27 protein-coding genes are annotated in these 24,733 nt (G+C 69.1%); 17 read left to right on the top strand and 10 right to left on the bottom strand.

What is annotated here, in order from left to right:
* The first annotated feature begins 39 nt into the window (after positions 1–39).
* Positions 40–645 carry a TetR/AcrR family transcriptional regulator gene (locus ACFQ7F_RS29785; protein WP_383276706.1) on the top strand — a complete coding sequence of 202 codons (606 nt, stop codon included), beginning with the start codon at positions 40–42 and terminating at the stop codon, positions 643–645.
* A gap of 370 nt (positions 646–1,015) precedes the next feature.
* Positions 1,016–2,485 (top strand): sensor histidine kinase, encoded by a 1,470-nt coding sequence (locus ACFQ7F_RS29780; protein WP_383276741.1) that lies wholly within the window; start codon positions 1,016–1,018, stop codon positions 2,483–2,485.
* 205 nt (positions 2,486–2,690) lie between these two features.
* On the opposite strand, the gene ACFQ7F_RS29775 is transcribed toward ACFQ7F_RS29780, so the two are convergent.
* The gene (locus ACFQ7F_RS29775; RefSeq protein WP_016639615.1) at positions 2,691–2,948 is read right to left on the bottom strand and encodes a WhiB family transcriptional regulator; all 258 of its coding nucleotides are present in this window, start codon (positions 2,946–2,948) and stop codon (positions 2,691–2,693) included.
* A 319-nt stretch (positions 2,949–3,267) separates the two neighbouring features.
* Positions 3,268–4,236 (bottom strand): diacylglycerol/lipid kinase family protein, encoded by a 969-nt coding sequence (locus ACFQ7F_RS29770; protein WP_383276703.1) that lies wholly within the window; start codon positions 4,234–4,236, stop codon positions 3,268–3,270.
* Between the two features lie 92 nt (positions 4,237–4,328).
* Between ACFQ7F_RS29770 and ACFQ7F_RS29765 the strand changes: the two genes are divergently transcribed.
* Positions 4,329–4,781: a hypothetical protein gene (locus ACFQ7F_RS29765; RefSeq protein ID WP_383276700.1), complete on the top strand. Its 453-nt coding sequence runs from the start codon at positions 4,329–4,331 to the stop codon at positions 4,779–4,781.
* Between the two features lie 57 nt (positions 4,782–4,838).
* Here the strand turns inward: ACFQ7F_RS29765 and ACFQ7F_RS29760 are convergent, their stop codons facing one another.
* The 3 genes from ACFQ7F_RS29760 to ACFQ7F_RS29750 form a co-directional block, all read right to left on the bottom strand.
* A complete protein-coding gene (locus ACFQ7F_RS29760; RefSeq protein ID WP_383276697.1) occupies positions 4,839–5,912 on the bottom strand; it encodes an RNA polymerase sigma factor SigF in 1,074 nt (357 codons plus the stop codon).
* Positions 5,909–6,322: an anti-sigma regulatory factor gene (locus ACFQ7F_RS29755; RefSeq protein ID WP_356256223.1), complete on the bottom strand. Its 414-nt coding sequence runs from the start codon at positions 6,320–6,322 to the stop codon at positions 5,909–5,911. Before ACFQ7F_RS29755 ends, ACFQ7F_RS29760 begins: the two co-directional genes overlap by 4 nt.
* Before the next feature lie 247 nt (positions 6,323–6,569).
* Complete coding sequence (locus tag ACFQ7F_RS29750; protein WP_383276693.1) at positions 6,570–6,830, bottom strand: UBP-type zinc finger domain-containing protein; 261 nt, start codon at positions 6,828–6,830, stop codon at positions 6,570–6,572.
* 46 nt (positions 6,831–6,876) lie between these two features.
* Between ACFQ7F_RS29750 and ACFQ7F_RS29745 the strand changes: the two genes are divergently transcribed.
* Positions 6,877–8,475 (top strand): Na+/H+ antiporter, encoded by a 1,599-nt coding sequence (locus tag ACFQ7F_RS29745; RefSeq protein ID WP_383276690.1) that lies wholly within the window; start codon positions 6,877–6,879, stop codon positions 8,473–8,475.
* Here ACFQ7F_RS29745 and ACFQ7F_RS29740 read toward each other — a convergent pair.
* The 3 genes from ACFQ7F_RS29740 to ACFQ7F_RS29730 all read right to left on the bottom strand — a co-directional run bounded on the left by ACFQ7F_RS29740 (position 8,454) and on the right by ACFQ7F_RS29730 (position 10,428).
* The gene (locus ACFQ7F_RS29740; protein WP_383276687.1) at positions 8,454–9,401 is read right to left on the bottom strand and encodes a 1-aminocyclopropane-1-carboxylate deaminase/D-cysteine desulfhydrase; all 948 of its coding nucleotides are present in this window, start codon (positions 9,399–9,401) and stop codon (positions 8,454–8,456) included. The genes ACFQ7F_RS29745 and ACFQ7F_RS29740 overlap by 22 nt on opposite strands.
* A 48-nt stretch (positions 9,402–9,449) precedes the next feature.
* Positions 9,450–10,040: an N-acetylmuramoyl-L-alanine amidase gene (locus ACFQ7F_RS29735; protein WP_383276684.1), complete on the bottom strand. Its 591-nt coding sequence runs from the start codon at positions 10,038–10,040 to the stop codon at positions 9,450–9,452.
* Between the two features lie 139 nt (positions 10,041–10,179).
* Positions 10,180–10,428, bottom strand: a complete 249-nt coding sequence (locus ACFQ7F_RS29730; RefSeq protein ID WP_383276681.1) for a hypothetical protein — start codon at positions 10,426–10,428, stop codon at positions 10,180–10,182.
* Between the two features lie 244 nt (positions 10,429–10,672).
* Between ACFQ7F_RS29730 and ACFQ7F_RS29725 the strand changes: the two genes are divergently transcribed.
* The 10 genes from ACFQ7F_RS29725 (at position 10,673) to ACFQ7F_RS29680 (ending at position 19,419) form a co-directional block, all read left to right on the top strand.
* Positions 10,673–12,079 carry a family 2B encapsulin nanocompartment shell protein gene (locus ACFQ7F_RS29725; protein WP_383276678.1) on the top strand — a complete coding sequence of 469 codons (1,407 nt, stop codon included), beginning with the start codon at positions 10,673–10,675 and terminating at the stop codon, positions 12,077–12,079.
* 96 nt (positions 12,080–12,175) lie between these two features.
* Positions 12,176–13,330 (top strand): family 2 encapsulin nanocompartment cargo protein polyprenyl transferase, encoded by a 1,155-nt coding sequence (locus tag ACFQ7F_RS29720; RefSeq protein ID WP_383276675.1) that lies wholly within the window; start codon positions 12,176–12,178, stop codon positions 13,328–13,330.
* A 299-nt stretch (positions 13,331–13,629) separates the two neighbouring features.
* Complete coding sequence (locus ACFQ7F_RS29715; protein WP_383276672.1) at positions 13,630–14,265, top strand: GNAT family N-acetyltransferase; 636 nt, start codon at positions 13,630–13,632, stop codon at positions 14,263–14,265.
* Between the two features lie 52 nt (positions 14,266–14,317).
* Positions 14,318–15,082, top strand: a complete 765-nt coding sequence (locus tag ACFQ7F_RS29710; RefSeq protein ID WP_383276669.1) for an ANTAR domain-containing protein — start codon at positions 14,318–14,320, stop codon at positions 15,080–15,082.
* 105 nt (positions 15,083–15,187) lie between these two features.
* The gene (locus ACFQ7F_RS29705) at positions 15,188–15,814 is read left to right on the top strand and encodes a dihydrofolate reductase family protein (protein ID WP_383276666.1); all 627 of its coding nucleotides are present in this window, start codon (positions 15,188–15,190) and stop codon (positions 15,812–15,814) included.
* 398 nt (positions 15,815–16,212) lie between these two features.
* On the top strand, positions 16,213–17,259 hold the full coding sequence (locus ACFQ7F_RS29700; RefSeq protein ID WP_383276663.1) for a DUF1648 domain-containing protein: 1,047 nt from the start codon (positions 16,213–16,215) through the stop codon (positions 17,257–17,259).
* 4 nt (positions 17,260–17,263) lie between these two features.
* Positions 17,264–17,623 carry a GntR family transcriptional regulator gene (locus ACFQ7F_RS29695; RefSeq protein ID WP_383276660.1) on the top strand — a complete coding sequence of 120 codons (360 nt, stop codon included), beginning with the start codon at positions 17,264–17,266 and terminating at the stop codon, positions 17,621–17,623.
* 5 nt (positions 17,624–17,628) lie between these two features.
* Entirely contained in the window at positions 17,629–18,264 is a 636-nt protein-coding gene (locus ACFQ7F_RS29690) for a nucleotidyltransferase domain-containing protein (RefSeq protein WP_383276738.1), read from the top strand.
* Between the two features lie 253 nt (positions 18,265–18,517).
* On the top strand, positions 18,518–18,754 hold the full coding sequence (locus ACFQ7F_RS29685) for a hypothetical protein (protein ID WP_383276657.1): 237 nt from the start codon (positions 18,518–18,520) through the stop codon (positions 18,752–18,754).
* Between the two features lie 62 nt (positions 18,755–18,816).
* A complete protein-coding gene (locus ACFQ7F_RS29680) occupies positions 18,817–19,419 on the top strand; it encodes an HAD-IA family hydrolase (RefSeq protein WP_383276735.1) in 603 nt (200 codons plus the stop codon).
* A 19-nt stretch (positions 19,420–19,438) separates the two neighbouring features.
* On the opposite strand, the gene ACFQ7F_RS29675 is transcribed toward ACFQ7F_RS29680, so the two are convergent.
* Positions 19,439–19,906 (bottom strand): pyridoxamine 5'-phosphate oxidase family protein, encoded by a 468-nt coding sequence (locus ACFQ7F_RS29675; protein ID WP_383276654.1) that lies wholly within the window; start codon positions 19,904–19,906, stop codon positions 19,439–19,441.
* 208 nt (positions 19,907–20,114) lie between these two features.
* Between ACFQ7F_RS29675 and ACFQ7F_RS29670 the strand changes: the two genes are divergently transcribed.
* Positions 20,115–21,011, top strand: coding sequence for a sigma-70 family RNA polymerase sigma factor (locus tag ACFQ7F_RS29670; RefSeq protein WP_383276732.1), 897 nt, complete (start codon positions 20,115–20,117; stop codon positions 21,009–21,011).
* 61 nt (positions 21,012–21,072) lie between these two features.
* On the opposite strand, the gene ACFQ7F_RS29665 is transcribed toward ACFQ7F_RS29670, so the two are convergent.
* The gene (locus ACFQ7F_RS29665) at positions 21,073–23,109 is read right to left on the bottom strand and encodes a GTP-binding protein (protein ID WP_383276651.1); all 2,037 of its coding nucleotides are present in this window, start codon (positions 23,107–23,109) and stop codon (positions 21,073–21,075) included.
* Positions 23,110–24,209: 1,100 nt separating this feature from the next.
* Between ACFQ7F_RS29665 and ACFQ7F_RS29660 the strand changes: the two genes are divergently transcribed.
* Both ACFQ7F_RS29660 and ACFQ7F_RS29655 read left to right on the top strand, forming a co-directional pair.
* Positions 24,210–24,398 (top strand): hypothetical protein, encoded by a 189-nt coding sequence (locus ACFQ7F_RS29660; RefSeq protein WP_383276648.1) that lies wholly within the window; start codon positions 24,210–24,212, stop codon positions 24,396–24,398.
* 22 nt (positions 24,399–24,420) lie between these two features.
* Positions 24,421–24,612 (top strand): hypothetical protein, encoded by a 192-nt coding sequence (locus ACFQ7F_RS29655; RefSeq protein ID WP_383276645.1) that lies wholly within the window; start codon positions 24,421–24,423, stop codon positions 24,610–24,612.
* Positions 24,613–24,733: the final 121 nt, after the last annotated feature.

The following is a 24,733-nucleotide window of genomic DNA, read 5'->3' as shown; positions in this document are numbered from 1 at the left end:
CCGCGTCGTTTTTCTAGCGCTCGCTATACAATTCCCTCCATGGCGACGAAACAGCGTGGACGCCCCCGCTCCTTCGACCGCGAGACCGCGCTGGAGCAGGCGCTGCGCACTTTCTGGGAACAGGGGTACGAGGCGACCTCGGTCACGGATCTCACCCGGGCCATGGGTATCGGCGCCCCCAGCATGTACGCGGCCTTCGGTGACAAGCAGTCACTGTTCGAGGAGGTCGTGCTGCTGTACGGGCAGACGCACGGTTCCTTCGGCGAGCGTGCCTTCGCGGAGGAGCCGACCGTCCGCGGCGGAGTCGCGCGCATGCTGCACGAGGCCGCGGACAAGTACACGGAAGCCGGGCACCCGCACGGCTGCCTCGTCATCTGCGCCGCGACGAACTGCGCGACACCGGAGATCGACGCCGGCCTGCGCGATCGGCGCAATGCCAACATCAGCTCCATGGAGTCCCGCATAAGGGCCGCCGTCGCCACGGGCGAGCTCCCCCCTGAGACCGATGCCCCCGCCCTGGCCCGCTACACCGGAGCCGTACTTCAGGGCATGTCCCAGCAGTCCCGTGACGGCGCGACCCGACATGATCTTGAAGTGGTCGCCGAGCTGGCCATGCGGGTCTGGCCGGATGTACCGGATGTATAAATCCGCTGGGGCGGCATGCATAAGTCCGCCGGGCGACGTATAGCTCAGCGGGGCGACAAGTGAGAGAAAGAGACAACAACAAACATCTGCCGACGCATAGACACAGGTGAATGGTCTAGTCCACAATGCGTTGGTAAAGCATCCGTCCTTCCCGCACAGGAGGGCGGACCGAGGAGCCGGCACTCTCTGCCCTGACCGTGTCGGATCCTCCGATCGACCGCCCGGTACCGCACATTCCGGTGGTCGGTGTTCCTGAAGGGCTGCGGTGCCGTGGGTGGGTTGAGGGTCCCGCCCTGGCGCCGCGGCTCGTCGGGAATCTCCCGGAGCGGGCCCGCCGGACGTGCCAGGTACGCTCGCACACGTGCCCTCCATGAACGATCTCGTACGCCAGCACACCGCTCTCGATGACTCCGATCTCGAGTGGCTGCACCTGCTGGTCTCGGAGTGGCAGCTGCTCTCCGACCTCTCCTTCGCCGACCTCGTGCTGTGGGTACCAACCCGCGACGGCACCCGCTATGTCTCCGTGGCGCAGATGCGGCCCAACACCGGCCCCACCTCCTACCAGGACGACATGGTCGGCCATCTCGTCCCGCGCGGCCGCCGCCCGCTGCTCGACGCCGCCCTGGACGAGGGCCGCATCGTGCGCGAGGGCGACCCCGAGTGGCGCGAAGAGGTTCCGGTGCGGGTCGAGTCCATTCCCGTACGCAGGGAAGGTCGCGTCCTGGGTGTCATCGCCCGCAACACGAACCTGCTCACGGTGCGCACTCCCTCACGCCTGGAGCTGACCTACCTTCAGTCGGCATCCGACCTGGCCCAGATGATCGCCGCCGGGTCCTTCCCGTTCCCCGGCCAGCAGGTCGACATGGACGCGTCCCCGCGGGTGGGCGACGGTCTGCTCCGGCTCGACGCGGACGGCATCGTCCAGTACGCCTCGCCGAACGCGCTCTCCGCGTACCACCGCCTCGGTCTCGCCGCCGACCTGGTCGGCCACCACCTCGGCACGGCGACCGCCGAACTCGCCCCGTCCCGCGGCCCGGTCGACGAGGCGCTCGCCAAGGTCGCCAGCGGCTGGGCGCCCCGCGAGTTCGAGATCGAGGGCGGCGACGGCGTGATCCAGCTCCGCGCGATCCCGCTCAAGCCCAAGGGCCCGCGCATCGGTTCGCTCGTACTCCTGCGCGACGTCACTGAACTGCGTCGACGCGAGCGGGAGTTGATCACGAAGGACGCGACGATCCGGGAGATCCACCACCGGGTGAAGAACAACCTCCAGACGGTTGCCGCACTCCTTCGCCTGCAGGCGCGCCGCATCGACTCCGCCACCGGCCGCGAGGCACTTGAAGAGGCCGTGCGCCGCGTGGGATCCATCGCCATCGTGCACGAGACGCTGTCCCAGAACCTGGACGAGCGCGTGGAGTTCGACGAGATCGCCGACCGCGTCCTCGCGATGGTGGCGGAGATCTCGCCGGGCAAGGTCACCGGCCGGCGCACCGGACGCTTCGGCATCCTGGACGCCGAGGTCGCGACCCCGCTGTCGATGGTCCTCACGGAGATTCTGCAGAACGCCCTGGAGCACGGTTTTCAGGAAGGCGACACCGGCACGGTCGAGGTCTCGGCCGTACGCGGCGGCAACACCAGCAAGGACGGCCGCCTCCTGATCACGGTCCAGGACGACGGCGTCGGCTTGCCCGAAGGCTTCGATCCGCACCGCTCGGGCAACCTCGGCCTGCAGATCGTCCGCACCCTGGTCGAGGGCGAGATGGGCGGCACGTTCGACATGGTGCGGGCCCCCGAGCGTGGCACGCAGGTCGTCCTCGACATCCCGGTGCGCGGCGACAAGTAGGCGCCGGGACACGGCAGATCACATACACGGCATCGCATACGCATACGCGCACAACAAAGCAGTGAGCCCCGGACCGAAGTGGTCCGGGGCTCACTGCTCACGTTGCGTTGCGCATCGGGGGTACTGCGCGGCTGCGGCTCGGGGGCGGGAGATGCGTACTCGCTGTACGCGCCGCCGGGCTAAGGCTCGTAGGGGGGCGTGACCGTCAGGCGCTTGCCTGGCGTGCACGGTTGCGAGCGGCGCGGCGCTTCATTGCGCGGCGCTCGTCCTCGCTGAGGCCACCCCAGACGCCGGAGTCCTGGCCGGACTCGAGCGCCCACTGCAGGCACTGCTCCATGACGGGGCAGCGGCGGCAGACGGCCTTGGCTTCCTCGATCTGCAGCAGCGCAGGACCGGTGTTGCCGATGGGGAAGAAGAGCTCGGGGTCTTCCTCGCGGCAAACGGCGTTGTGACGCCAGTCCATGGCTGCTACCTCTCCTTGGTATTACATGCAAGTTGCTTGTGAATGTGAACGCTTTCACGAATCCCCCGACGACGGAAGGGACTTTCGTCACATAACGCGACGATGTCCTATGCGTTGAGGAGGGGGTTCTGGCGGTCTGTGGGGCCGATGTTGCGGGCCGTCCCGATCGCCATGTAGAGATTCGCAAACCTCGGCGGCGGATACAACCCCTTCCGGGAAGTTTTTTTTGATTCCTCAGTGTCGGCTGGGTCACAGCCGTACTTCCATGGGGTGGACCCTGGTCTAAACGTTCGAGTGAAAGGACTTTGGGCCCTTCTACTCACACAATCACACGCAGTGCACGGCGTACGCCTGTGAACGTCACGCTCGTCCGCAGCCCCAGGTGGTCACCGTCCATCTGAAGGGGGAGCGGCACCTTCGAATGCAAGGTGAAGTCAGTGAGGTCATGGAGCGTAACCGCGTGCTTGCCGTGTGGTCCGCGATCGGGTGTCGAGGTCAGGAGCTGGGTCCCGTACCGGGCCACCGCCGTGGTGGAGAGCTTGCTCAGACCGAGCACGTCCAGGCCCGAGTCGAAGGAGGCCTGCGGGGAGGCGTACATCGGGCGATTGCCCAGGTAGGTGTAGGGAGAGGTGTTGCAGACTATGGAGAGCACGAGGTCGGTCACCGGGTCCTCGCCGGCCCGTTCCAGCGTGATCATTCCGTGCCTGCGGTGCGGCTCGTCGATGAACTGACGGAGCACCTGGCGCAAATACAGCGCATGGGTGGACCGCTTCCCGCGTTCCCTCTGTTGTTCGACCCGGCCCACCACTCCCGCGTCGAAACCGAATCCGGCGGCGAAGGTGAACCAGCGCGAGGGGACGGCTTCGTCCTCCGTGCCGGGGGTGCCGGACACCTGGCCCAGGCTCACTGTCCGTTCGCTTCCCTCACGCAGGGCGTCGAGCAGAGCGCCGGTCGCCTCCACGGCGTCGTTGGGCAGACCGAGGGCCCGGGCGAAGACATTGGTGGAGCCGCCGGGGACGACGGCCAGGCGCGGAAGCCGCTCCGGGTCGGGGCCGTTGTGCAGCAGACCGTTGACGACCTCGTTGACCGTGCCGTCCCCGCCGAGGGCGACGACGAGCTCGATGTCCTTGCTCTCCGCGGCCTGTCTTCCCAGGTCTCGGGCATGGCCGCGGTACTCGGTGGTGACCGCCTCGAGTTTCATCTCGCTCGCCAGCGCGTGGATCAGTACGTCACGCGTGCGCGCGCTGGTGGTGGTTGCCGCTGGGTTGACCACAAGAAGTGCACGCATGCGAAGCAGAGTACCTAGCGGTCTTTACCTGGCCTAGACCGAGGGGGCGGACCGGGGCCCGGAGCGTGGACACGCACAGCTACCCTGCAAGGGTGAGCACTGAGCGGAACTCCACCCCACAAGCCCCGGAATCCGGCCCGCGTCCCGGACGTCTGACGGCCGCCGCGGCGCTCGCCGCGCTGGAGGGCGTCGCACTCATCGCGGCGGGTGTCTACATGCTCGTGATGGGCCTCGCGGGGGACCCCGACAACCCGGAACAGGCCACGACGGGCGGCATCACGCTGATCGTCCTCGCGCTCCTGCCCCTGCTCGCCGCGCGCGGTCTCCTGCGCCGCCGCAGCTGGAGCCGGGGGCCCGCCATCATCACGCAGATCATGGCGCTTCCGGTGGCGTGGCAGCTGCTGCAGGCCGACAGCATGGCCATCCCGGCCGGCATCGCGCTCGCCGTCGTGGCGGTGGCCGCGCTCGTCCTGCTGGTCAATCCCGCCACGACCGAGGCCCTCGGCATCCGGGGGCCGGGGAACGCACAGGACGACGTGAAGTAGCCGTCCCGCACGAGACGTCCCGAAGGAGCAGGCCCGGAGGGGCGGCCTGCTCCTTCGTCACTCCTCGACGAGGAGCTTCTCGCGCAGCTGCGCGAGTGTGCGGGCGAGGAGCCGGGAGACGTGCATCTGGGAGATGCCGACTTCCTGGGCGATCTGCGACTGCGTCATGTTGCCGAAGAACCGCAGCAGCAGGATGCGCTTCTCGCGTGGTGGAAGGTCTTCCAGGAGCGGTTTGAGGGATTCCCTGTACTCGACGCCCTCAAGTGCCTCGTCCTCCGAGCCGAGGGTGTCCGCGACCGCCGGGGACTCGTCGTCCGTGTCCGGGACGTCCAGGGACAGCGTGGAGTACGCGTTGGCCGACTCCAGGCCCTCCAGGACCTCCTCTTCGGAGATGGCCAGCTTCTGGGCGAGCTCGTGCACCGTGGGCGAGCGGCCGTGCAGCTGGGACAGCTCGGCGGTCGCCGTGGTCAGGGCGAGCCGGAGCTCCTGGAGGCGCCGCGGTACCCGGACCGCCCAGCCCTTGTCGCGGAAGTGCCGCTTGATCTCGCCGACGACCGTGGGTGTCGCGTACGTGGAGAACTCCACGCCGCGCTCCGGGTCGAAGCGGTCCACGGACTTGATCAGGCCGATGGTGGCGACCTGCGTCAGGTCGTCAAGGGGCTCGCCGCGGTTGCGGAAGCGGCGGGCCAGGTGCTCGACGAGCGGCAGGTGCATGCGGACCAGCTTGTTGCGCAGCTCCGCGTACTCGGGGCTGCCGCCCTCCAGCTCGCGCAGCTCGATGAACATCGCGCGTGCACCGCTGCGGTCCTGCGGATTATGCCGGGTGTGCTGCTGCTCACCGTGTTCGCTCATGTATCCCGCCCGTTGCGCGCCGCCCCGGAAGGAGGGCTTTGCGCGCTCCTTCTGAGCGGTCGGCTCTGCCTGCTCCGACGCGTCAGCCACAGTCGACGGACCCGGCTGCTCCGGATCCTCCGGGTGCGGCCTGGCCTGCTGCTCGGGGATGCCCGTGAGCACCGGCTCCGCCGGAGCCTCGCGCCCCCTCGTCGGCCGTATCGGCGTATCGCCCCGCCCGCCGGGCAGACCTCGTGTGCCGCGCTCTTCGTTCCGCACCGGCCCCTCCCCGTCCCTCACGCCGGCCCGGGTCCCGCGCCGCGCTTCTTGTAGAGGCTGATCGAGACGGTCTTGTCCTCGGCGACGGTGGAGTCGACCTGACCCGCCAGAGCGGACAGCACGGTCCAGGCGAACGTGTCCCGCTCCGGGGCCCGGCCGTCGGTGGTCGGCGCCGAGACGGTCACCTCCAGGGAGTCGTCGACGAGCCGGAAGACGCAGCTGAGCACCGAACCGGGCACGGCCTGCTGGAGCAGGATCGCGCAGGCCTCGTCGACCGCGATGCGGAGGTCCTCGATCTCGTCGAGAGTGAAGTCCAAACGCGCCGCGAGACCGGCCGTGGCCGTACGCAGCACCGACAGGTAGGCACCCGCAGCCGGAAGGCGGACCTCGACGAAGTCCTGATTCCCGGGCTCGCCTGCGATCTGGGACACCCTCACCTCCAAGGTGGTACAAGCACTTTCGGGGCTCCAGGTCCGCCGTCGGGCGGCGGTCCGGACTGCGTCACACGGGTAACGCACCACGTAGTTCTGCGGTGACGCTACCGCGCTCCCCAGTTCCGTGTCCCGGGGACCCCGCTCCGTTGCTGTCACTCATAGTAAGCCTAAGGGTACGGAGAGTGGCTAGGGGTCGCGCGGTCCCAATTGGAGAGTACGGGCGTCGGGTTGACGTACCCAGGCCTCAGACGATCGAACCGTCCACGAAGCACCAACGCCAGCTCTCGCCCGGTTCGAAGGTCCTCATCACCGCGTGTCCCGCGGCCTCGAAGTGCGCCGTCGCGTGTCGGAAAGGCGAAGAATCGCAGCAGCCCACATGCCCGCAGTCCAGGCAGAGTCGCAGTTGCACCGGGTGACTGCCGACGGCGAGGCACTCCAGGCAGGTCTCGCTCAGCGGGGCGGGCTCAGGGTGCGGCAGCGTTGCCACATGCGGGCACTCATCCATGATTGCCAGGTTACGACGGGAACGCGTATCGCGGAGGGTCTGACCCATGGACGTACTGCCCCTGGTGGCGCTGATCGCGGCGAGTGCGGCGGTGGCCGGAGCCGCGCGCCGGACGCCGGTGCCCGCGCCACTGCTGCTCGTCGCGGTGGGACTCGTCGCCGCGTACGTGCCCGGAGTCCCGGACTACCACCTGGACCCGCACATCGTGCTGCCGCTGATCCTGCCGCCCCTGCTGCACACCGCGGCCCTGGAGAGCTCGTACCTCGATCTGCGCGCCAACCTCAGGCCCGTGGCGCTGCTCTCGGTCGGGTACACGCTGTTCGCGACCGTCGCCGTCGGCTGGCTCGCGTATCTGCTGATCCCCGATCTGCCGCTGACCGCCGCGCTGGTCCTCGGCGCGGTGATCGCGCCGCCGGACGCGGTGGCGGCCACGGCCATCGCGCGCAAGGTGGGGCTGCCTTCGCGGATCACCACGATCCTGCAGGGCGAGTCGCTGGTGAACGACGCGACCGCGATCACCGCCTACAAGGTCGCCCTCGCGGCGGCGGTCGGCGAGGGTGCGAGCTGGGCGGGCGGGATCAGGGAGTTCCTGATGGCCGCGGTCGGCGGGGTCGGTGTCGGGCTGATCCTCATGGTGCCGCTCCACTGGCTGCGCCGGCACTTGAAGGAGGCGATGCTGCAGAACACCCTCTCCTTGCTGATCCCCTTCGTCGCGTACGCGGCCGCCGAGCAGGTCGGCGCCTCTGGAGTGCTCGCCGTGGTCGTCGTCGCCCTGTTCCTCGGACACCGCTCCTGGGAGGTCGACTTCGAGACACGGCTCCAGGAGGCCGCCGTGTGGAAGGTCGTCGCGTTCATCCTGGAGTCGGCGGTCTTCGCGCTCATCGGCCTGCAACTGCCGCTCGTGCTCAGGGGGCTCGGCGAGTACAGCGGCATACAGGCCGCCTGGTACGCCCTGGGAGTCTTCTTCTTCGTCGTGCTCGCGCGCTTCGTGTGGTCGTATCCGGCCACCTATCTGCCGCGGATGCTGTCGAAGCGCATCAAGGAGCGGGAGCACGTCATGGACTGGCGGCGGCCGCTGGTCGTCAGCTGGGCCGGGATGCGCGGTGTGGTGTCGCTGGCGATCGCCTTCTCGATCCCGCTCGTCATGGACGACGGGGAGCCGTTTCCCGCACGCAACCTCGTCCTGTTCCTGACCTTCACCACCGTGATCGGCACGCTGGTCGTGCAGGGGCTCTCGCTGCCGTGGCTGATCCGGGTCCTGAAGCTGCCGGGGCGGGACACGCAGGCGGAGACGCTCGCGGAGGCGCAGGCGCAGAACGCCGCCTCGCAGGCCGCGGAGCGGCGGGTGGACGAACTCATGGAGGACGAGCGCAATCGCCTCCCACAGCCCCTCCAGGACCGTCTGCGGACCGTCCTGGAGCGGCGCCGCAACTCCGTGTGGGAGAGGCTCGGTCAGTCCAACCCGGTGACGGGGGAGTCCGCGGACGACACGTACCGCAGGCTCGCCAGGGAGGCGATCGCCGCGGAGCGGGAGGTGTTCGTGAAGATGCGGGACGAGCGGCGCATCGACGACGAGATGATGCGGACCCTGCTGCGGAAGCTGGACCTGGAGGAGGCGGCGGCCTACCGGGAGGTCGAGGACTGAGAGGAATGAGCCGTGGGGGTCGCGGGGTCCGTCGCGGTGATCACGGCCGTGACCTTGGTCCCGGGGGCGAACGTGCCCTCTTCGGAGAGGGCCGTCAGCGCGTAGAGGAGCTTGGCCACGTAGACGCGCTCCACGGAGAGGCCGTGCCGGTCCTCGAAGTCGTTTGCGAACGCGGTGAGTTCGGGAGTCGTACGGGCGTACCCGCCGAAGTGGAAGCGTTCGTCCAGGTGCCAGTTGGCGGTGGGGGCGCCGAAGGTCTGCTGTTGCAGCGCCTGTATCTCGCGGCCGAGGAAGCCGCCCTTGAGTACGGGTATGCCGAGCGCGCGCTGGCCCGGGGCGAGGCCCCCGGCCATTCCGGCAAGGGTGCCGCCGGTTCCGCAGGCCACGGCCGCTGTGTCGGTATGGCCGCGCAACTCCTCACCCAGGGCCGTGCAGCCCTGTACGGCCAGGGAGTTGCTGCCCCCTTCGGGGATGACGTAGGGGTTCCTGGCGCCCGCCTCGTGCACGAGGGCGGCCAGGACCTCCGGGTCGGTCTTCCTGCGGTAGGTCGACCGGTCGATGAAGTGCAGGCGCATCCCGTCGGCCGCGCATTGCGCCAGTGACGGGTTCAGGGGGCGCTTCGAGAGTTCGTCGCCGCGGACCATGCCGATGGTGTCCATGCCGAGGAGGCGGCCCGCCGCGGCGGTCGCCCTGAGGTGGTTGGAGTAGGCGCCGCCGAAGGTCAGCAGGGCTTCGTGGCCGGCTGTGACGGCGGCGTCCAGGTTCAGGAAGAGCTTGCGGTACTTGTTGCCCGGGAGGTCCGGGTGGATCAGGTCGTCCCGCTTGAGGGCGAGAGTGACGCCGTGCCGCGTGAACCGGTCGTCCTGGAGCTCTTGGAGCGGGGACGGGAGCCGCGGGCGCGGGCTGATCGGCGGGGTGGTGCTCACCCCGCCATTCTGCCCGGCACCGCGCAGGCGGGCACGGCCGCGGTCTGCCTACTTGAGGCGCTCCTCGATGCGCGCCCGCATGGATTTCATGGTGAAGCCCTTGGGGTCCACCTTGCCCGGCTGCCATTCCAGGTGGCCGACCACGGAGCGCTGGGTCCAGCCGTGGTGGCGGCAGATGGCCGCCGAGACCTTCTCGATCGCTTCCAGCTGTGCCGCGGGCCAGGGATCCTCGCCGTCGCCGAGGTTCTCGCACTCGAAGCCGTAGAAGTGGCGGTTTCCGTCGGTATTCGATTCGTTGTCGTGCGGGAGCGCCTTCTCGGCGATGACCGCGCGCAGGACGTCGTCGTCGCCGAGGCCCGCGTGGTTGGCGCGGCCGTACCCGACGAGGTGGACGCGGCCGTCCTTGGTGATGACACCGTGACAGAGCGGACCGGGCAGTGAGGGGTGCCCGTCGCGGCAGATCTCCACTGTCCGCGCGCTGCCCGATGTGACCGTGTGGTGGATCATTACGCCGTGCACTGGACCCCACGGCCCCTTGTGGTTGCGGTTGTGGTGCTGCCAGTCGCCGACTTCGACGACTGTCACACCTTCGTCCTTGAGCGCGTCGAGGAAGCTGCCCGCGGACATGGGTGGGGCCATGGCCGACTCCTTTGCGGAGGACGACGGCCGCCGGTCGCGGACCATCTCGTACGACCGCTTTTACCCCGAACCACGGTGCCCGGACCAGCCGTTTGGAACTATTCCACGGCTGTTCGGGCACCGTGCGAGTCGAAGGGGGTCAGCCGCGCTGATCGCCGCCGTGCAGGAACGCGTCGCCGTTCGTCGCGATGTGTGCCTCCAGCGCCTGGAGGGCCTGCTGGGTGTCCAGGGGGGTGCCCGTGCCGTGCTGCTGCGCGTAATACGCCGCGCCCAGCTTCTTCAGGAGATCGCCGCCCGTGCGCTGCGCCTGGACCTCGTCGATCTTCTGCTTGCCCTGGTTGAGTCCGCGCTGCGCCTGTTCCTTGGCGCGATCCAGGAAGCCTGCCATTGCCGTCTCCTACGGATTGGTGCGGATTGGTGCATATCGGTACAGAGGCTACCGGTCGTTGTGTCCTGTTCAACGGGTGCACGGATCTTGGAGTTCCCCGTCGCCGGGACCTCCGCTCCTGGTACGCGGGTGAGTTCCCCGTCTCGCGTGATCCATTCCCGCTCGTTTGTGTAATGGCGCCCGCACTCTCCGTGCTGGAAGTGTTGTCGGCGCAGACCAGCGCTTGATCGGGAGGGCATTGCCAATGTCGGTAGGCGAAGAGGTCCGTGCGGAGCAGGCCGAGCCGCAACAGAGCTTGGGCACATCAGCCGCACGGAATCTGGCCACCACCACCAAGTCCGCGCCGCAGATGCAGGAGATCAGCTCCCGCTGGCTCCTGCGGACGCTGCCATGGGTGCAGGTGCAGGGCGGTACGTATCGAGTGAACCGGAGGTTGAGTTACTCGGTCGGCGACGGCCGGGTGACGTTCGTGAAGACCGGAGACCGTGTGCAGGTCATCCCCGCGGAGCTCGGCGAACTGCCGGTCCTGCGGGAGTACGGGGACACCGAGGTCCTCGGGGAGCTGGCCCAGCGCTGTCAGCAGCGGGAGTTCGCCGCGGGCTCGGTCATCACCTCGTTCGGCAGCCAGGCCGACGAGGTGTTCCTGCTCGCGCACGGCAGGGTCGAGAAGATCGGCACCGGTCCCTACGGAGACGACACGGTTCTCGGCACTCTCGCCGACGGCTCCTACTTCGGCGAGCAGGCACTGCTCGACCCGGAGGCCATCTGGGAGTACACGACGCGCGCGGTGACCGCGTGCACCGTGCTCACCCTGCCCCGCCAGGACCTGGAGCAGGTCGCGGAGCGCACGGACTCGCTGCGCGAACATCTGCAGCGGCTGCGGTCCATCCCCGCTCAGCGGATGAACAAGTTCGGTGAGGCGCCCATCGACCTCTCCGCCGGACACGTCGGCGAAGCCGTGCTGCCGGGCACATACGTCGACTACGACGCCGCGCCGCGAGAGTACGAACTGAGCGTCGCCCAGACCGTTCTGCGCGTCCACACGCGCGTGGCCGATCTCTACAACCAGCCGATGAACCAGACCGAGCAGCAATTGCGGCTGACGGTCGAGGCGCTCAAGGAGCGCCAGGAGCACGAGCTGATCAACAACAGCGAGTTCGGGCTGCTGAACAACTGCGAGTACGAGCAACGGCTGCAGCCGCACGACGGCGTGCCGAGCCCGGACGACATGGACGAGCTGCTCAGCCGCCGACGGGGATCGAAGCTCTTCCTGGCCCATCCGCGCGCGATCTCCGCGTTCGGCCGCGAGCTCAACAAGCGCGGGCTCGTGCCGGAGACCATCGACATGGGAGGCAACCGCATCCCCACCTGGCGTGGGGTGCCGATCTTCCCGTGCAACAAGATCCCGGTCACCGAGGCCCGCACGACCTCGATCATCTGCATGCGTACGGGCGAGGAGGAGCAGGGCGTCGTGGGCCTGCACCAGACCGGCATCCCGGACGAGATCGAGCCGAGCCTGTCCGTGCGCTTCATGGGGATCAGCGAGCAGGCGATCATCTCGTACCTCGTGTCGACCTACTACTCCGCGGCAGTGCTTGTGCCGGACGCGCTGGGCGTCCTGGAGAACGTCGAGATCGGCCGCTGGCAGTGAGGCGGTGTCTGTGGGCGCGCCGCCGGGTAGACCCTTTCCGTACGCGCCCGCAGGCCCAGGAAACGCCACCGTCCGGATCCTCCCCGGGGTGAGTCCATGACGGACACGACGACGGACACGACGGAGATGACGCAGATGGCGCGGGGCCCCGCCGAACAGGGGCCCATCAAAGAGCACGAGGGGCACGAGGAGTACGAAGAGCACGGGAGCCACGAAGGGTACGAAGCGTCCGAAGCGGCGGAGATCCTGACGTCGGTGCGGCTGTGCGTCGACCCCGAGCTGCGCCGGGCGATCGACTCGCTGCCCCGAGCCATGCGCCGCATCGCGCGCTACCACTTCGGATGGGAACACGCGGACGGCGCACCGGCGGCCGGGAATGCGGGCAAGGCGATCAGGCCCGCGCTGGTGCTCGCCGCGGTGCGGGCGCTCGGCGGGGAGCAGGCCATGGCCGTCCGGGCCGCCGCGGCAGTGGAGCTGACCCACAACTTCACCCTGCTGCACGACGACGTCATCGACCGCGACACCACCCGCAGGCACCGGCCCACCGCATGGACCGTGTTCGGCGAACCCGACGCGATCCTGGCCGGTGACGCCCTCCAGGCGCTCGCGCAGCAGCTGCTCGCCGAGGACCCGCACCCTGGGGCGCCTGCGGCGGCCACCCGGCTCGCCGCCTGCGTGGTGGAGCTCTGCGCGGGCCAGCAGGCGGACTGCGCCCTCGAACGGCGTGAGCCCGACGAGGTCACGCTCGACGAGTGCCTCGCCATGGCCGAGGCCAAGACGGGGGCGCTGCTCGGCTGCGCCTGTGCGCTGGGGGCGCTGTACGCGGGCGCGGGGTGGAGCGAGGTGGAGGCGCTCGACGGGTTCGGCCGTGAGGCGGGCCTCGCCTTCCAGCTCATAGACGATGTGATCGGCATCTGGGGCGATCCGGGGCACACCGGCAAGCCCGCCCGCGCCGACCTCGCGGCCCGCAAGAAATCCCTGCCGGTGGTCGCGGCACTGGCCTCCGGTACCCCGGCCGCCGCCGAACTCGCCGAGCTGTACGGACGGCCGCCGACCGAGCCCGAGAAGGACGGCGACCTGGAACGCATGGCGCACGCGGTCGAGGCGGCGGGCGGCAGGGACTGGGCGCTGATGCACGCGGCCGACCGGATGTCCCGCGCGCTCAACCAGCTCTCCCGCGCGGTGCCGGTCCCGGAGGAGGCGGGCGGCCTGCTGGTGCTCGCGGAGTTCGTGACGCGGCGTACGCACTGAACGCAGGGGATGTACGGGTGCGTACGAAGACGTGTGGGGACAAGGACGTGCGCAGATGTAAGCGGAGGTAACCGGATGTAAGCGGATGTACGCCCTGAAGGAGCGGAGAAGGGATTGACCTGAACAAGACGGGCTGAACTGGACGGTCGCACAGGGCCGACGCGCTCCGCACTCAGCCGAGATCCGGTCAGGGTGCGGGGCTCGCCCGTGTGTCCGAGCCCGATCGCCTAGGCTGCTGCGAGGCAAACGGTGGGTCGGCGCACGCAGTTGAGCGTGATCGAGGGGCAAAGGGGCAGGCCGTGGGCGTAGCGATCCGGAGGGCCGGGGAGAGCGACAGGGCGGATGTGGTCCGGTTGCTCGACGAGGCGTTCCTGGACGATCCGGTGAGCAGCTGGGTCTTCCCCGACGAGGGGTACCGCCGCCGCAAGCACGGCGCTCTCATGGAGGCCTTCCTCGACCTCGCGCTGAGCCAGGGTTTCGTCGACATCGCGGAGGACGGTACGGCCGTCGCGCTGTGGTGGTCCGTCCCCGCGGGTGAGGACGAGGACGGGGACGGGGAAGAAGGGCCCGCGCAGCTCCGCGAGGCCGTCGACCCGGACAACGCGCGGATCGAGGAGATCGGCCGGCTGACCGGTGAGGCGCACCCGACCGACAGGGCCCACCAGTATCTGCACATGATCGGTGTGAGACCCGAGCGGCAGGGCGAGGGGCTCGGCTCCGCGCTGATCGAAGCCGTGCTCGAACGGTGCGACCGAGAGGGGCTGCACGCCTATCTGGAGGCGAGCAACAGCCGCAGCCGCGAGCTGTACACGCGGCTCGGATTCACGGTCACCGGGGACGCCATAGAGCTGCCCGACGGCCCGCCCCTGTGGCCGATGTGGCGGGAGCCCCGGCTTTTCGTCACGGACTGTGTCGACACCAGTCAGATCGCATAAAGTTGTCGCAGCATCGCTGTGTTGTCAGCAGACACAATGAGGGGGCGACCTCATGTCCCACGAACTGACCCGTGAAATGCCCGGCGAGACATCCCGCGAACGACTCCTGGCGGAGGCGTTCGTGGAAGTGGCCGACTCCTTGAACGGCGATTTCGACGTAGCCGAATTTTTACAGAGCCTGGCCGTTCGCTGTGTGGAACTGCTCGGCGTCTCGTCGGCGGGCGTCCTGCTCGCGGACCCGCAGGGCGAGTTGCGGCTCGTCGCCGCGTCCGGCGAGCACGCCTGGGTGCTCGATCTGTTCGCTCTGCAGCAGGAACAGGGACCGTGCCTGGACTGCTACCACTCCGGCACAGCGCATACGAACATCGCCCTCAGCGGCCTCGAAGCGACCACCGCCTGGCCGCAGTTCGCGGCGCGCGCCCTGGCGGCAGGCTACGAGATGACGCAGGTGCTCCCCCTGCAGCAGGGCGATCAGATCCTCGGCACGCTGAATCTGTTCCAGGCGAAGCCTCAGTTCCTCGGCCCCGACGACATCGCGCTCGCGCAGGCACTCGCGGATGTCGCCACGATCGCGATACTCCAGCGGCGTTCCCTGGAGCGCAGCGAGGTGGAGCGCGGACAGTTGCAGGAGGCCCTCACCAGCCGGATCGCCATCGAGCAGGCGAAGGGTGTGCTCGCCGAGCGGTGGAAGTGCACGGTCGACGACGCTTTCGCGGCGCTGCGGCGGCATGCGCGGGCGAACCGGCTGCGGCTCGCGGAGTGCGCGCAGCAGGTGGTGACGGGGGAGCTCGACACGGAGGGCATCCGCCGGGTCTGACGCGGCGGTTGCTCCTCTTCCGGGGGAGTGGCGCGGCCTCCCGGGGGCTGACGTGGCGGTTTCGCCCCCGCGAACATCAAGAGACAGTCCGAGTCAGGAGACCCCTTGCGCAAGCTCAGCTACTTCGTCGCCGTGTCGATCGACGGCTTCATCGGTGACAGGAGCGGTGACGGGGCATCCTTCATGCCGTTCGTGGACGAGGAGTTCCTGGAGTTCCTCAAGACGGAATACCCGGAGACCCTGCCGACCGAGGCCCGCCGGATGCTCGGTCTCGAAGGCGTGGAGAACAAGCACTTCGACACGGTCGTCCAGGGCCGGGGCAGCTACCGGCTCGCCCTGGACGCCGACATCACGAGTCCGTACGGTCACCTGCGCGAGTACGTGGCGTCCAGCACCCTCGACAAGTCGCCCGACCCGAACGTCGAGATCATCCCCGGCGATGTGGTCGGCAAGATTCGCGAACTCAAGCAGGAGAACAGCGAGTTCGACATCTGGCTGTGCGGTGGATCGAAGATCGCGGGGGAGCTGCGGGACGAGGTCGACGAGCTGGTCATCAAGACGTACCCGGTGCTTCTGGGAACCGGCATGCCGATGTTCGGCGCGGACGTGGACGTGGACACGGGTTCGGGGACGGGGACGGGCACGGAGAGCGTGATCAGCGAGTTCACGCTGGAAGCGTCCCGGGTCTTCGGGAACGGCGTCGTCGTACGGACGTATCGCCGAAAGCGCTGACCGCTGGGCTATCCGGCCCGCGCCGCTCGCCATATTCTCGCCGCATGGGCAGCGATGGGCGCCGGTCCGGCCCCCGCCCGCAGAGCGAGCCGGTGTGCGCGAGCTGTGGGCGGCCTGTCGGTACGGCCATCAAACGGCGCAAGATACTTGGGGTGTTCGTCCCTGTGTGGGTCCCCCGCCCGTGCCGCAACCCGCAGTGCGACGCGTGCGTTGATGAACCCGCGGAACGGGAAGAGCGCATAGAGCGCGAAGAGAGCGAAGATCCCGAGTCGGCACCGGCACCGGCGCGCTCCGACGACGACTGAGGCGCAAGGAACGAGTCGATGTGCTTCCGCGTGCTCCCGTGTGCTTCCGTGCGGCTCCATTGTTCTACTAGGATGCAAACAATGGAGGTTTTCATGGCAATGGCTGCTCGCTCATTCCGTCGTGGCGCCCGTGACATCCGTGACCCCGGGGTCGCCCGTGTCGCGCTGCTCGCCGCGCTCCCCTTCGTACTCGGCCTCGCCGCCGACCTGGCCGTGTACGTGACCGTTCGTGATCAACTGCCCGATCGGCTGGCCCGGCACTTCGGCGGTGACGGGGAAGCGGACGGCTATGTCGGGCACGGCGGGTTCCTCGCGATGCTCGTCGGGATGTTCGTCGTGCTCGGCGCGGTCGGTGTCTTCCTCGTGCTGAGGAGCGACTTCGCCACTTATCGGCGCGGGCTGCGGGGGCTGCTCGCCGGTGTGTACGCGACCTCCGCGTTCCTGGCCTGGACGATGGGTGCGAGCCTCGTGGCCAACCGGGGCACCGCCGACGGCGCGGCGGCCGTGTTCCCTCTGTGGCACCTCGCCGTCGCTGCCGGGATCGCCGTGCTCGCGGCGGGCGTGGGGGCGGCGCTCTCGCGGTGCGTGCCGCTGCCCGATACGCGTTCGCCGCTCGGTGCGGACGGTCAAGTAGGCGCCGAGCGGATCGACTTGGGGCGCGACGAGACCGCCGGGTGGGTGCGGCGGACGGGCTCCTGGGTGCTGAGCGGGATGGGCATCGCGATGGCGGTCGTGGGCATCGTCACCCTGTGGATGACGGATGACGGCTGGCTGGCGCCGCTGTCCCTGTTCGTCCCCGGACTCCTGATCGCCGCCTTCGCGCGGGCCTGCGTCACCGTGGACCGGCGCGGGCTCACGGTGTCACCCGGTCTGGTGCCGTGGCCGCGCATCCGGCTGCGCCTTGACCGCATAGAGAGCGCGGACAGCCGGCAGATCAGCGCCTTCGCGGACTACGGGGGCTGGGGTTACCGCATCGCCCCCGGACGCTCCGGCGTCATCATGCGCTCGGGCGAGGCGCTGGTCGTGCGGCGGGCGAACGGCAACGACTTCGCCGTCACCGTAGAGGACTCCGCAACGGCCGCCGCGCTCCTCAACGCGCTGGTGGACCGCGAGGCTCCTCCCCAGGAAGGGCGGCGCTGACAGCATGCTGTTCCGGATCGACGCGACGTCGTCGGTGCCCCTCGCCGACCAGATCGCCGCTTGCGCGCGCCGCGCGGTCGCCGACGGCTCGGTGCGGCCGGGCGAGCGGCTGCCCGCAGCGCGCATGCTGGCCGACTCCCTCGGGGTCAACGTCCATACGGTGCTGCGTGGTTACCAGCGGCTGCGCGAAGAGGGTCTGATCGAGCTCCGGCGGGGGCGTGGTGCGACCGTCGTGGACGGCGCGGCGGCACAGGCGCGGGCCCAACTGGGGGAGAAGGTACGAGTGTTCGTCGCCGACGCGCTGGAGCTGGGGCTCTCGGAGGACGAGGTGCGTTCCTTGGTGGACACGGCGCTGAGGGCATGAGCGCGATGCGTACGGAGACCCCGTGGGGGCCGTGGGAACCGGCCACGCCTGCTGAAGTCGCCGCCTTGTTCGCTCAGTTGCGCGTCCCATGGTGGATCGCCGGTGGATACGCGGTGGAGATGGCCGTCGGTCACGCCTTCCGGGAGCACGCGGACATCGACGTATCTCTGCTGCGCCGCGATCAGCTCGCCGCGCAGGAGGCGCTGCCGTCATGGGAGTGGTGGGCCGCCGATCCGCCGGGGACGCTGCGGCGGTGGCTGCCGGGGGAGGTGCTGCCGTCCGATGTGCACGACATCTGGTGCAGGCCCGGAGAGGGGGAGCCGTGGCGCCTTCAGATCATGCTGGAGGAGGCCGAGGAGCCCGGGGAGTCCGGGGAGTATGAGGGGGTTGTCTGGGTGTCGCACCGCGACCGGCGGGTGCGGCGGCCCATCGCGGAGATCGGCCTGGCAGGCCCGGACGGCATCCCCCGCCTGGCGCCGGAGATCCAGCTTCTCTACAAGGCGAAGTCGCCCCGCCCGAAGGACGAGCGGGACTTCGACGCGCTGCTCTCTGTGCTGTCCCCGGCCCAACGTGCGTGGCTGGAAAGGGCTGTTGAGACGACGTACGGGCCACACCCTTGGGCCGCCCGGCTGAAGGGCTGATGCGGAACAACCATGGCGGCGACACCGACCGGACCAAGAAGGGACTGGCCACGGCGACCGCCGACGTCGGGCCAATGTGAAGCAGGTGCTCGGAGAGAAGCAGCGGGCATCCCGGGGGAGAGAAGCAGCGGGTATCCCCGGCGAGGGCGGCAGCGCACACCGCACACCGCACACGAGCGGCAGCGCACCCGCATCACAAGCCGCAGCGCACACCCGCGTCACAAGCAGCAGCGGACATCTGCATCATGGGCTCATGGACATGACCGAGCTTGACGATCTTCCGTCGGCCGTCGGCGCCGGGCAGCTGCTGCCCCTCGCCGACGGCTGTCACGCGCGCAGCGCCCAGGCGCCCGGGCGGCTGCGGCCGGGACGAGCCGGTCTTGCGCATGAGCGGGACGCGTACGTGCGGTGCGTGCTCGACGGGGGCGGGACCCTGGCGGAGCGGCTCACCGCGCGGGGCCGCGATGTCATCGAGGGGGATCTCCGATGACGTACGACGGATCGCCCACACAGAGCGGCGAAGCCTCCCGCGTCCGCCACGCCCTGCCACCGATGCCGTTCGACGCCGTCCTCTCCGACCTCGACGGCGTGATCCGCTTCTACGACATGTCGGAGATGGAGCGAGCCGCCGGTCTCCCGCACGGCAGCACCGCCGAGATCGCCTTCGCGCCCGAGACCGATCAGCCGCTGATGCTCGGGCGCAGCGGCAAGGAGGAGTGGGTGGCGGCGATCGCGCGCGGCCTCGCGGACCGCGTGCCGTACGAGCGCGGGCACGCCCTTGGCACCGCACTCGCCGAGGCGAAGTTCTCGGCCGACGCCACCGTCGTCGACCTGCTCCGGCGGGCCCGCGCGCACCTGCATGTGGCACTCGTGACGAACGCTACCCCCTGGCTCGACGACGACCTGGCCCAGCTCGGCATCGCCGACCTCGCGCACACCGTGGTCAGCAGCGCGGGCGTCGGCATCGTCAAGCCGGACCGCCGGATCTACGAGATCGCCGTGGAGCGGGCAGGGGTCCCCGCCGAGCGCTGCCTGTTCGTGGACGACCGCAAGGAGAATGTGGACGCGGCGGTCGCCCTTGGCATGATCGGGCTCCACTACACGGGGCCCGACGACCTACAGGAGGCCCTGGCCCCGGTCCTCGACCGGGGCTGAGGCGCAAGCCCCGGCAGCCTCACCGAACGGTCCACCGCCCGCCGAGCATCAACTCCCGCCCCTCCAGCTCGTCGGCCTCGCGCCAGGCCTGGAGCCGCTGCGGGGTGATGCGGAAGTAGGTGTACGCGGTGGCGAGCTTGCGCGGGTCGAAGGCCGTCTTCTCGGCGAAGGCGTCACAGGCCTCGTGAGTCAACTCGCCCTCGCCCAGGGCGCGTACGGCCCCTTCGATGAGGACGAGGTCGCGGGTCGGCCCGACGCCGACCCGCGCCTTGCCGGTCGCCCGGAGATTGCGGCCGGTCACGCTCGCGTCCGGGGTGGCCACCAGCAGGCTCTCGCCGTCCCAGAGGAAGGACAGCGGGATCAGGTACGGGGTCCCGCTCGCGGCGTCGGCCGTCGCCACCCACGCGTCGATGTCGTCGGCGAGGCGGCGCAGGGTGTCCTGCTTGCGCTGTTCCGGCGCGCGGGGTCCTGTCGTCTCCGTGCTCATGCGCTCTGTCCCTCGTGGGTGCGGGCGGGGGTGCGGGCGGGGATGCGGGCGGCGGGTATGGCGTACAGATTCATTACTGTTCTCCTCCAAGTGCGCTGGAACACGCGTCACTTCTACGACGGATCACGACGGGGGAATGTGACAGATGGACGACAACGGAGCAGCGGTGGGCCGGAACAAGACAGCACTGGGCCGGAACGAGACAGCGGTGGGCCGGGACGATGTGCTGGCGGCCCGCTTCGAGGAGCACCGCCCGCATCTGAAGGCCGTCGCCTATCGCATGCTCGGCTCGCTCAGCGAGTCCGAAGACGCGGTCCAGGAGTCCTGGTTCCGGCTCAGCCGCTCCGACACCGGTGAGGTGGCGAATCTGGGGGGCTGGCTGACGACCGTCGTCGGCCGGATCTGTCTCGACATGCTGCGTACGCGGCAGTCGCGGCGCGAGGACTCCCTGTCGTTCTCGATGGACACGCATGTGCCGGACCCGGTGGTGAGCTGGGGAGACGTGGTCGACCCCGAGCAGGAGGTGCTGCTCGCCGACTCGGTCGGTCTCGCGCTCCTCGTCGTGCTTGAGGCGCTTGCGCCCGCCGAACGCCTCGCCTTCGTGCTGCACGACATGTTCGCCGTGCCCTTCGACGAGATCGCCCCCATCGTGGAGCGCACCCCGGCCGCGACCCGGCAGTTGGCGAGCAGGGCTCGCCGCCGGGTGCAGGGGTCGGCGCCCACGCCCGACAACGACCCCGCACGCCAGCGCGAGGTCGTCGGCGCCTTCCTCGCCGCCGCGCGGGGCGGCGACTTCGACGCGCTGCTCGAACTGCTCGACCCGGATGTGGTGCTGCGGGCCGACACCGGCGAACTGACCTCCGGGCTTTCGAAGTTGGTGCGTGGCGCGACCGTGGTGGCCGGGCAGGCGGCGATGTTCTCGAAGGGGGCGCCGACCACCGAGCTCGCGTTCATCAACGGCCGTATCGGCGCGGTCGGAGTGCCGGACGGCGAGGTCGTCTCGGTCATGGAGTTCACGATCTCGAACGGCAGGATCGTCGAGCTCAACATCCTCGTCGACCCCGCCCGCATGCGCGCCCTCGGCCTGCCTCCGTTCCGCGCCTGACGCGGGCTCCGCGCCTGACCCGGGCTCCGCGCCTGACCCGGGCTCCGCGCCTGACGCGGGCTCAGCGCCTGACACCCGCCACCTCCCGCAGATACTCCTTGCGGCAGAGCGGATTGCGGTCGGTGCGCGGCCGGTCCGGAGCCTCGCCCCGGACCGGCCTGTACCGCTCGAAGGCGGACTCCAGCTCTCCTTCGCCTCGCGTCAGCGAGGGCAGCAGCTGTTCGAGCTCGTGCACGCGGGCGGCGGGGATCTCGCCCTCGACGACGTACGAGGTGCCGTGCGCCCGCTGGGTGTGCGGCACCGCCCGCAGCCGTGAGAGCGCGGGCAGGAGTGCGCCGAACACGTCGTCCGGGACGCTGAGCCAGAAGTGGTGCAGCGGCTCGTGCACCTCGGTGCCCGCACGGCGCAGCGCGCTCAGCAGGACCAGCGGGGTCAGCTGCCGGAAGTCCCCGGCCGTGCTCGACATGCTCTTGTCGAAGGTGCCGTGCGCGTGGCTCTGGCGCGGCCAGTAACCGGAGTGCGTCATGGTGACGACACAGTCACTGACCTCCCACCCGTGGACCCCCTGGAGCAGCGTCTCCCGCACGGTCTCCTCGACGGCCCGGAAGAACGCGTACGGCATCGAACCGAGCTCGATCTCCAGGCGGAACTCCACGCCGGAATCCGGCGGTCCGGGGTCCACGCGCAGCCCGACGGTGGCCAGGAAGGGGTTGTCGTCCTTGTCGATGATTTCGTACGCGGACCCGCTTCCGGTCACGCGCTCCACGCAGATGGTGGTGGTCTCGCGGAACGCGACGGCAATGCCGTACTCATCGAGGAGAGTCGCCTGGATGACTTCCTTCTGGACCTCGCCGTACAGCGATACGTACACCTCCTGGCGGAGATCGTCCTGCCGCAGATTGATCAGCGGGTCCTGCTCGGCGAGCTGGGCGAGCGCGAGATGCAGCGCGCCTCTGTCACCGGGGCGGTCGGGGACGACGACGGTCTCCAGGGTGGGCGGCGAGAAGTGGTGACGGCCGGCCGCGCGCATTCTCCCGTCGGCGTCCGGGACGCCGATGACATCGCCGATCCGGATGTCGGCGAGCCCCCACAGCTTCCCGATCTGCCCCGCACCGACGCCCTCGCGGGAGACGGCGGACCCGCGGTCGAAGACGCTGACCGCGGTGACCTTGCCCTCGCGCCCGCCGCCGAACGGCAGCCGGTCCCGCGTGCGGACCGTCCCCGCGAACATCCGTACGTACGCGACTTTCTCCCCGGCGTCACCGCGCTCGACCTTGAAGACGGTGCCGGACACGGGATCGTCGGCGCGCGGGCCACCGTCCTCGGAGGGCAGCAACTCCCGGATGCCCGCCATGAGTTCGCCGACGCCCGCGCCGGTCGCGGCCGAGCCGAAGAACACCGGGTGGACCAGGGCCTGCGCGGTCTGCGTGCCGAGTTCGGCGCGCAGCCGGTGGTAGGAGAGGCCCGTCTCGTCCTCGACGTACGCGGAGAGAAGCGCGTCGTCGTGCGCGGCGAGTACGTCGACGAGGCGGGCGGTGAAGGCGGGGTCGCCGGCGGCGAAGGGCACGAAGGTCCCGTCGCGCCCGCCGAGGCCGCGGACCGTCCCCATGGGCACGATGTCAGAGGTCTCCGGGACAAGCCGCTCCGCGATGCCGCGCAACAGATCCTCGTGGCGCGCGCCGCGTCGGTCGATCTTGTTCACGAAGACGAGCGTGGGAATGCGCAGCCGCCGCAGCGTCCGCATGAGTACGCGGGTCTGGGCCTGGACGCCTTCGACCGCGGAAATGACGAGTACGGCGCCGTCGAGCACGCTCAGCACCCGTTCCACCTCGGCGATGAAGTCCGGGTGGCCGGGTGTGTCGATGAGATTGACGGTGACGTCGTCGACGGCGAAGGACACGACGGCGGATTTGATCGTGATTCCGCGCTGCCGTTCCAGGGCCAGTGAATCGGTCTGGGTGTTTCCCGCATCGACGCGACCGACCTCGTCGATGACCCCGGCGGCATGCAGAAGCCGCTCGGTCAGGCTGGTCTTACCGGCGTCAACATGCGCCAGGATCCCCAAATTCAGGGTGTTGGACGTGCTCGACGTATGCACTGAGTGTCATGTCCTCTGGGTTGATGGCAATTCCCTTCTGGTTGGACATGGACAAACGGCGCATTGCGTCTCCTTGACGGGTCGGGGCGTAGGGGTAGTGCAGCAGGGGGCGGTGGGGGGCGGCAACCGATTTTGGGGGCCGCCCGGGCAGGCCTTCTTGGTCTCCAAATGGTCTCCAAGTAATGGGCCGGGTCAGTGACCTGAGGAGATCTTCTCTTTAGGCCGCTTCTTCAGGTCGCTGAACTGGCCTTTTCTCGATTGATGGCGGCGGGCCGCGACGGGGGACTGGTGACGCAAGGACGCACGGAGGGGTCATGCAGGCCTACAGCGACACCCCGAACACCGCCACCACGTCCTCATGGCCCCCACGTCCTCACGGCCCCCGGCCCGCCACCAATGCGGCCACCGCCCGCAACCGCACGGCCTCCTGCGCCGACGGCGACAAATGCCGCGCGTCCCCCACCAGACCGCTCACACACCACAAACGACCCCGAACCCAAACCATTTCGGATCAAACAGCGTCGATGCGGTGCGTCGGTCGGCGAGTTCCGGAGCGTCAGTGGAATGCGGGACCGGTGATGGTCCCTCACCGTTGGATGGTCTCCTCCACGGCAGGTGGAAGTGGAGCCGCATTCCTACGGCATCGCCCGGACGCATTGGGCGGGCAGTAGAGATCGGAAACCGGATCATGGGCACCGAGCCAAGCCCGATCCGGAATCGATAGTTCCGATTCAAACCCTTCCAGCTCCGTTAGCGCATAAATGCGATTCACACCAGAGTTCACGGGCTTAAATTTCAGCGCTATCTGCGAATGTTGGGCGGCGTGAAAGTGCGCCACCTCCGATCGCGGCGCCAGTGTGACGTTCATCACGTAGGTAAAGACTTGATTTGCTAAGGGTAAAGAACCTTATTGTTGATCTCGCGAGGCTAGGTATTTGACCAGCGCCAACTGACAGGGGGCACCACGCAATGTTCCGCGCATTGCGTGGCAAGTGGGGAATCGTCGAGTGCTGCTTGCATCTACATTTCCTGTTTCGCGGATTCTGCACGTTCTCGCACGCCCTGCCGGCCGGCGCAAAAACTGCAATAGGGAGTGAATCGTGGCGGAGATCGCAGAATTCATGAACACCCAACAGTTGGGTTCGATAGAGCAGGGCTACCGGGACGAATCCCCGGAGCCGGTCCTGGCTACGCCCGCCGCCGTGGCCACCACCTGGTACGTCGGTGGCGCCGTGGCCGGTGCCGCAGTCGTGGCCGGTGCGTACGTCGCCGGCAGCCGTAACGGCTGATCAACTAAAACGGGAGAATGTAATGAGCAGAATTGTCGAAAGTGTCGTCGCCGTCACGCCGGAGCAGCTGACGGACGGGGTACCGGGTGAGTTCGCAGCCATGGCACCCGTCCAGGCCACCCCGACCCTGGTCGCCTTCGGTGCGGGCTTCGCCGGAGGCGCCGGCGCCTCATGGGTCTGCGTTCAGGCGTACGAGGCCGGGCTCAACGACTGAGCCGGCCGTCTGGCTGAGCTTCACTGCTATCAGGAGCTTTGTGGGCTTCTGAGCGGATCTTCCGAAAGCTGAATCCGGAAGCAGGCAGCGCTGTCGGGCCGCGCCGGAACCGCGGCCCGAC

The organism is Streptomyces sp. NPDC056486 (assembly GCF_042795295.1).
Taxonomy (GTDB): Bacteria; Actinomycetota; Actinomycetes; order Streptomycetales; family Streptomycetaceae; genus Streptomyces.
Note: the sequence above shows the minus strand (reverse complement) of the source record. Positions and strands in the feature narration are given on the sequence as shown.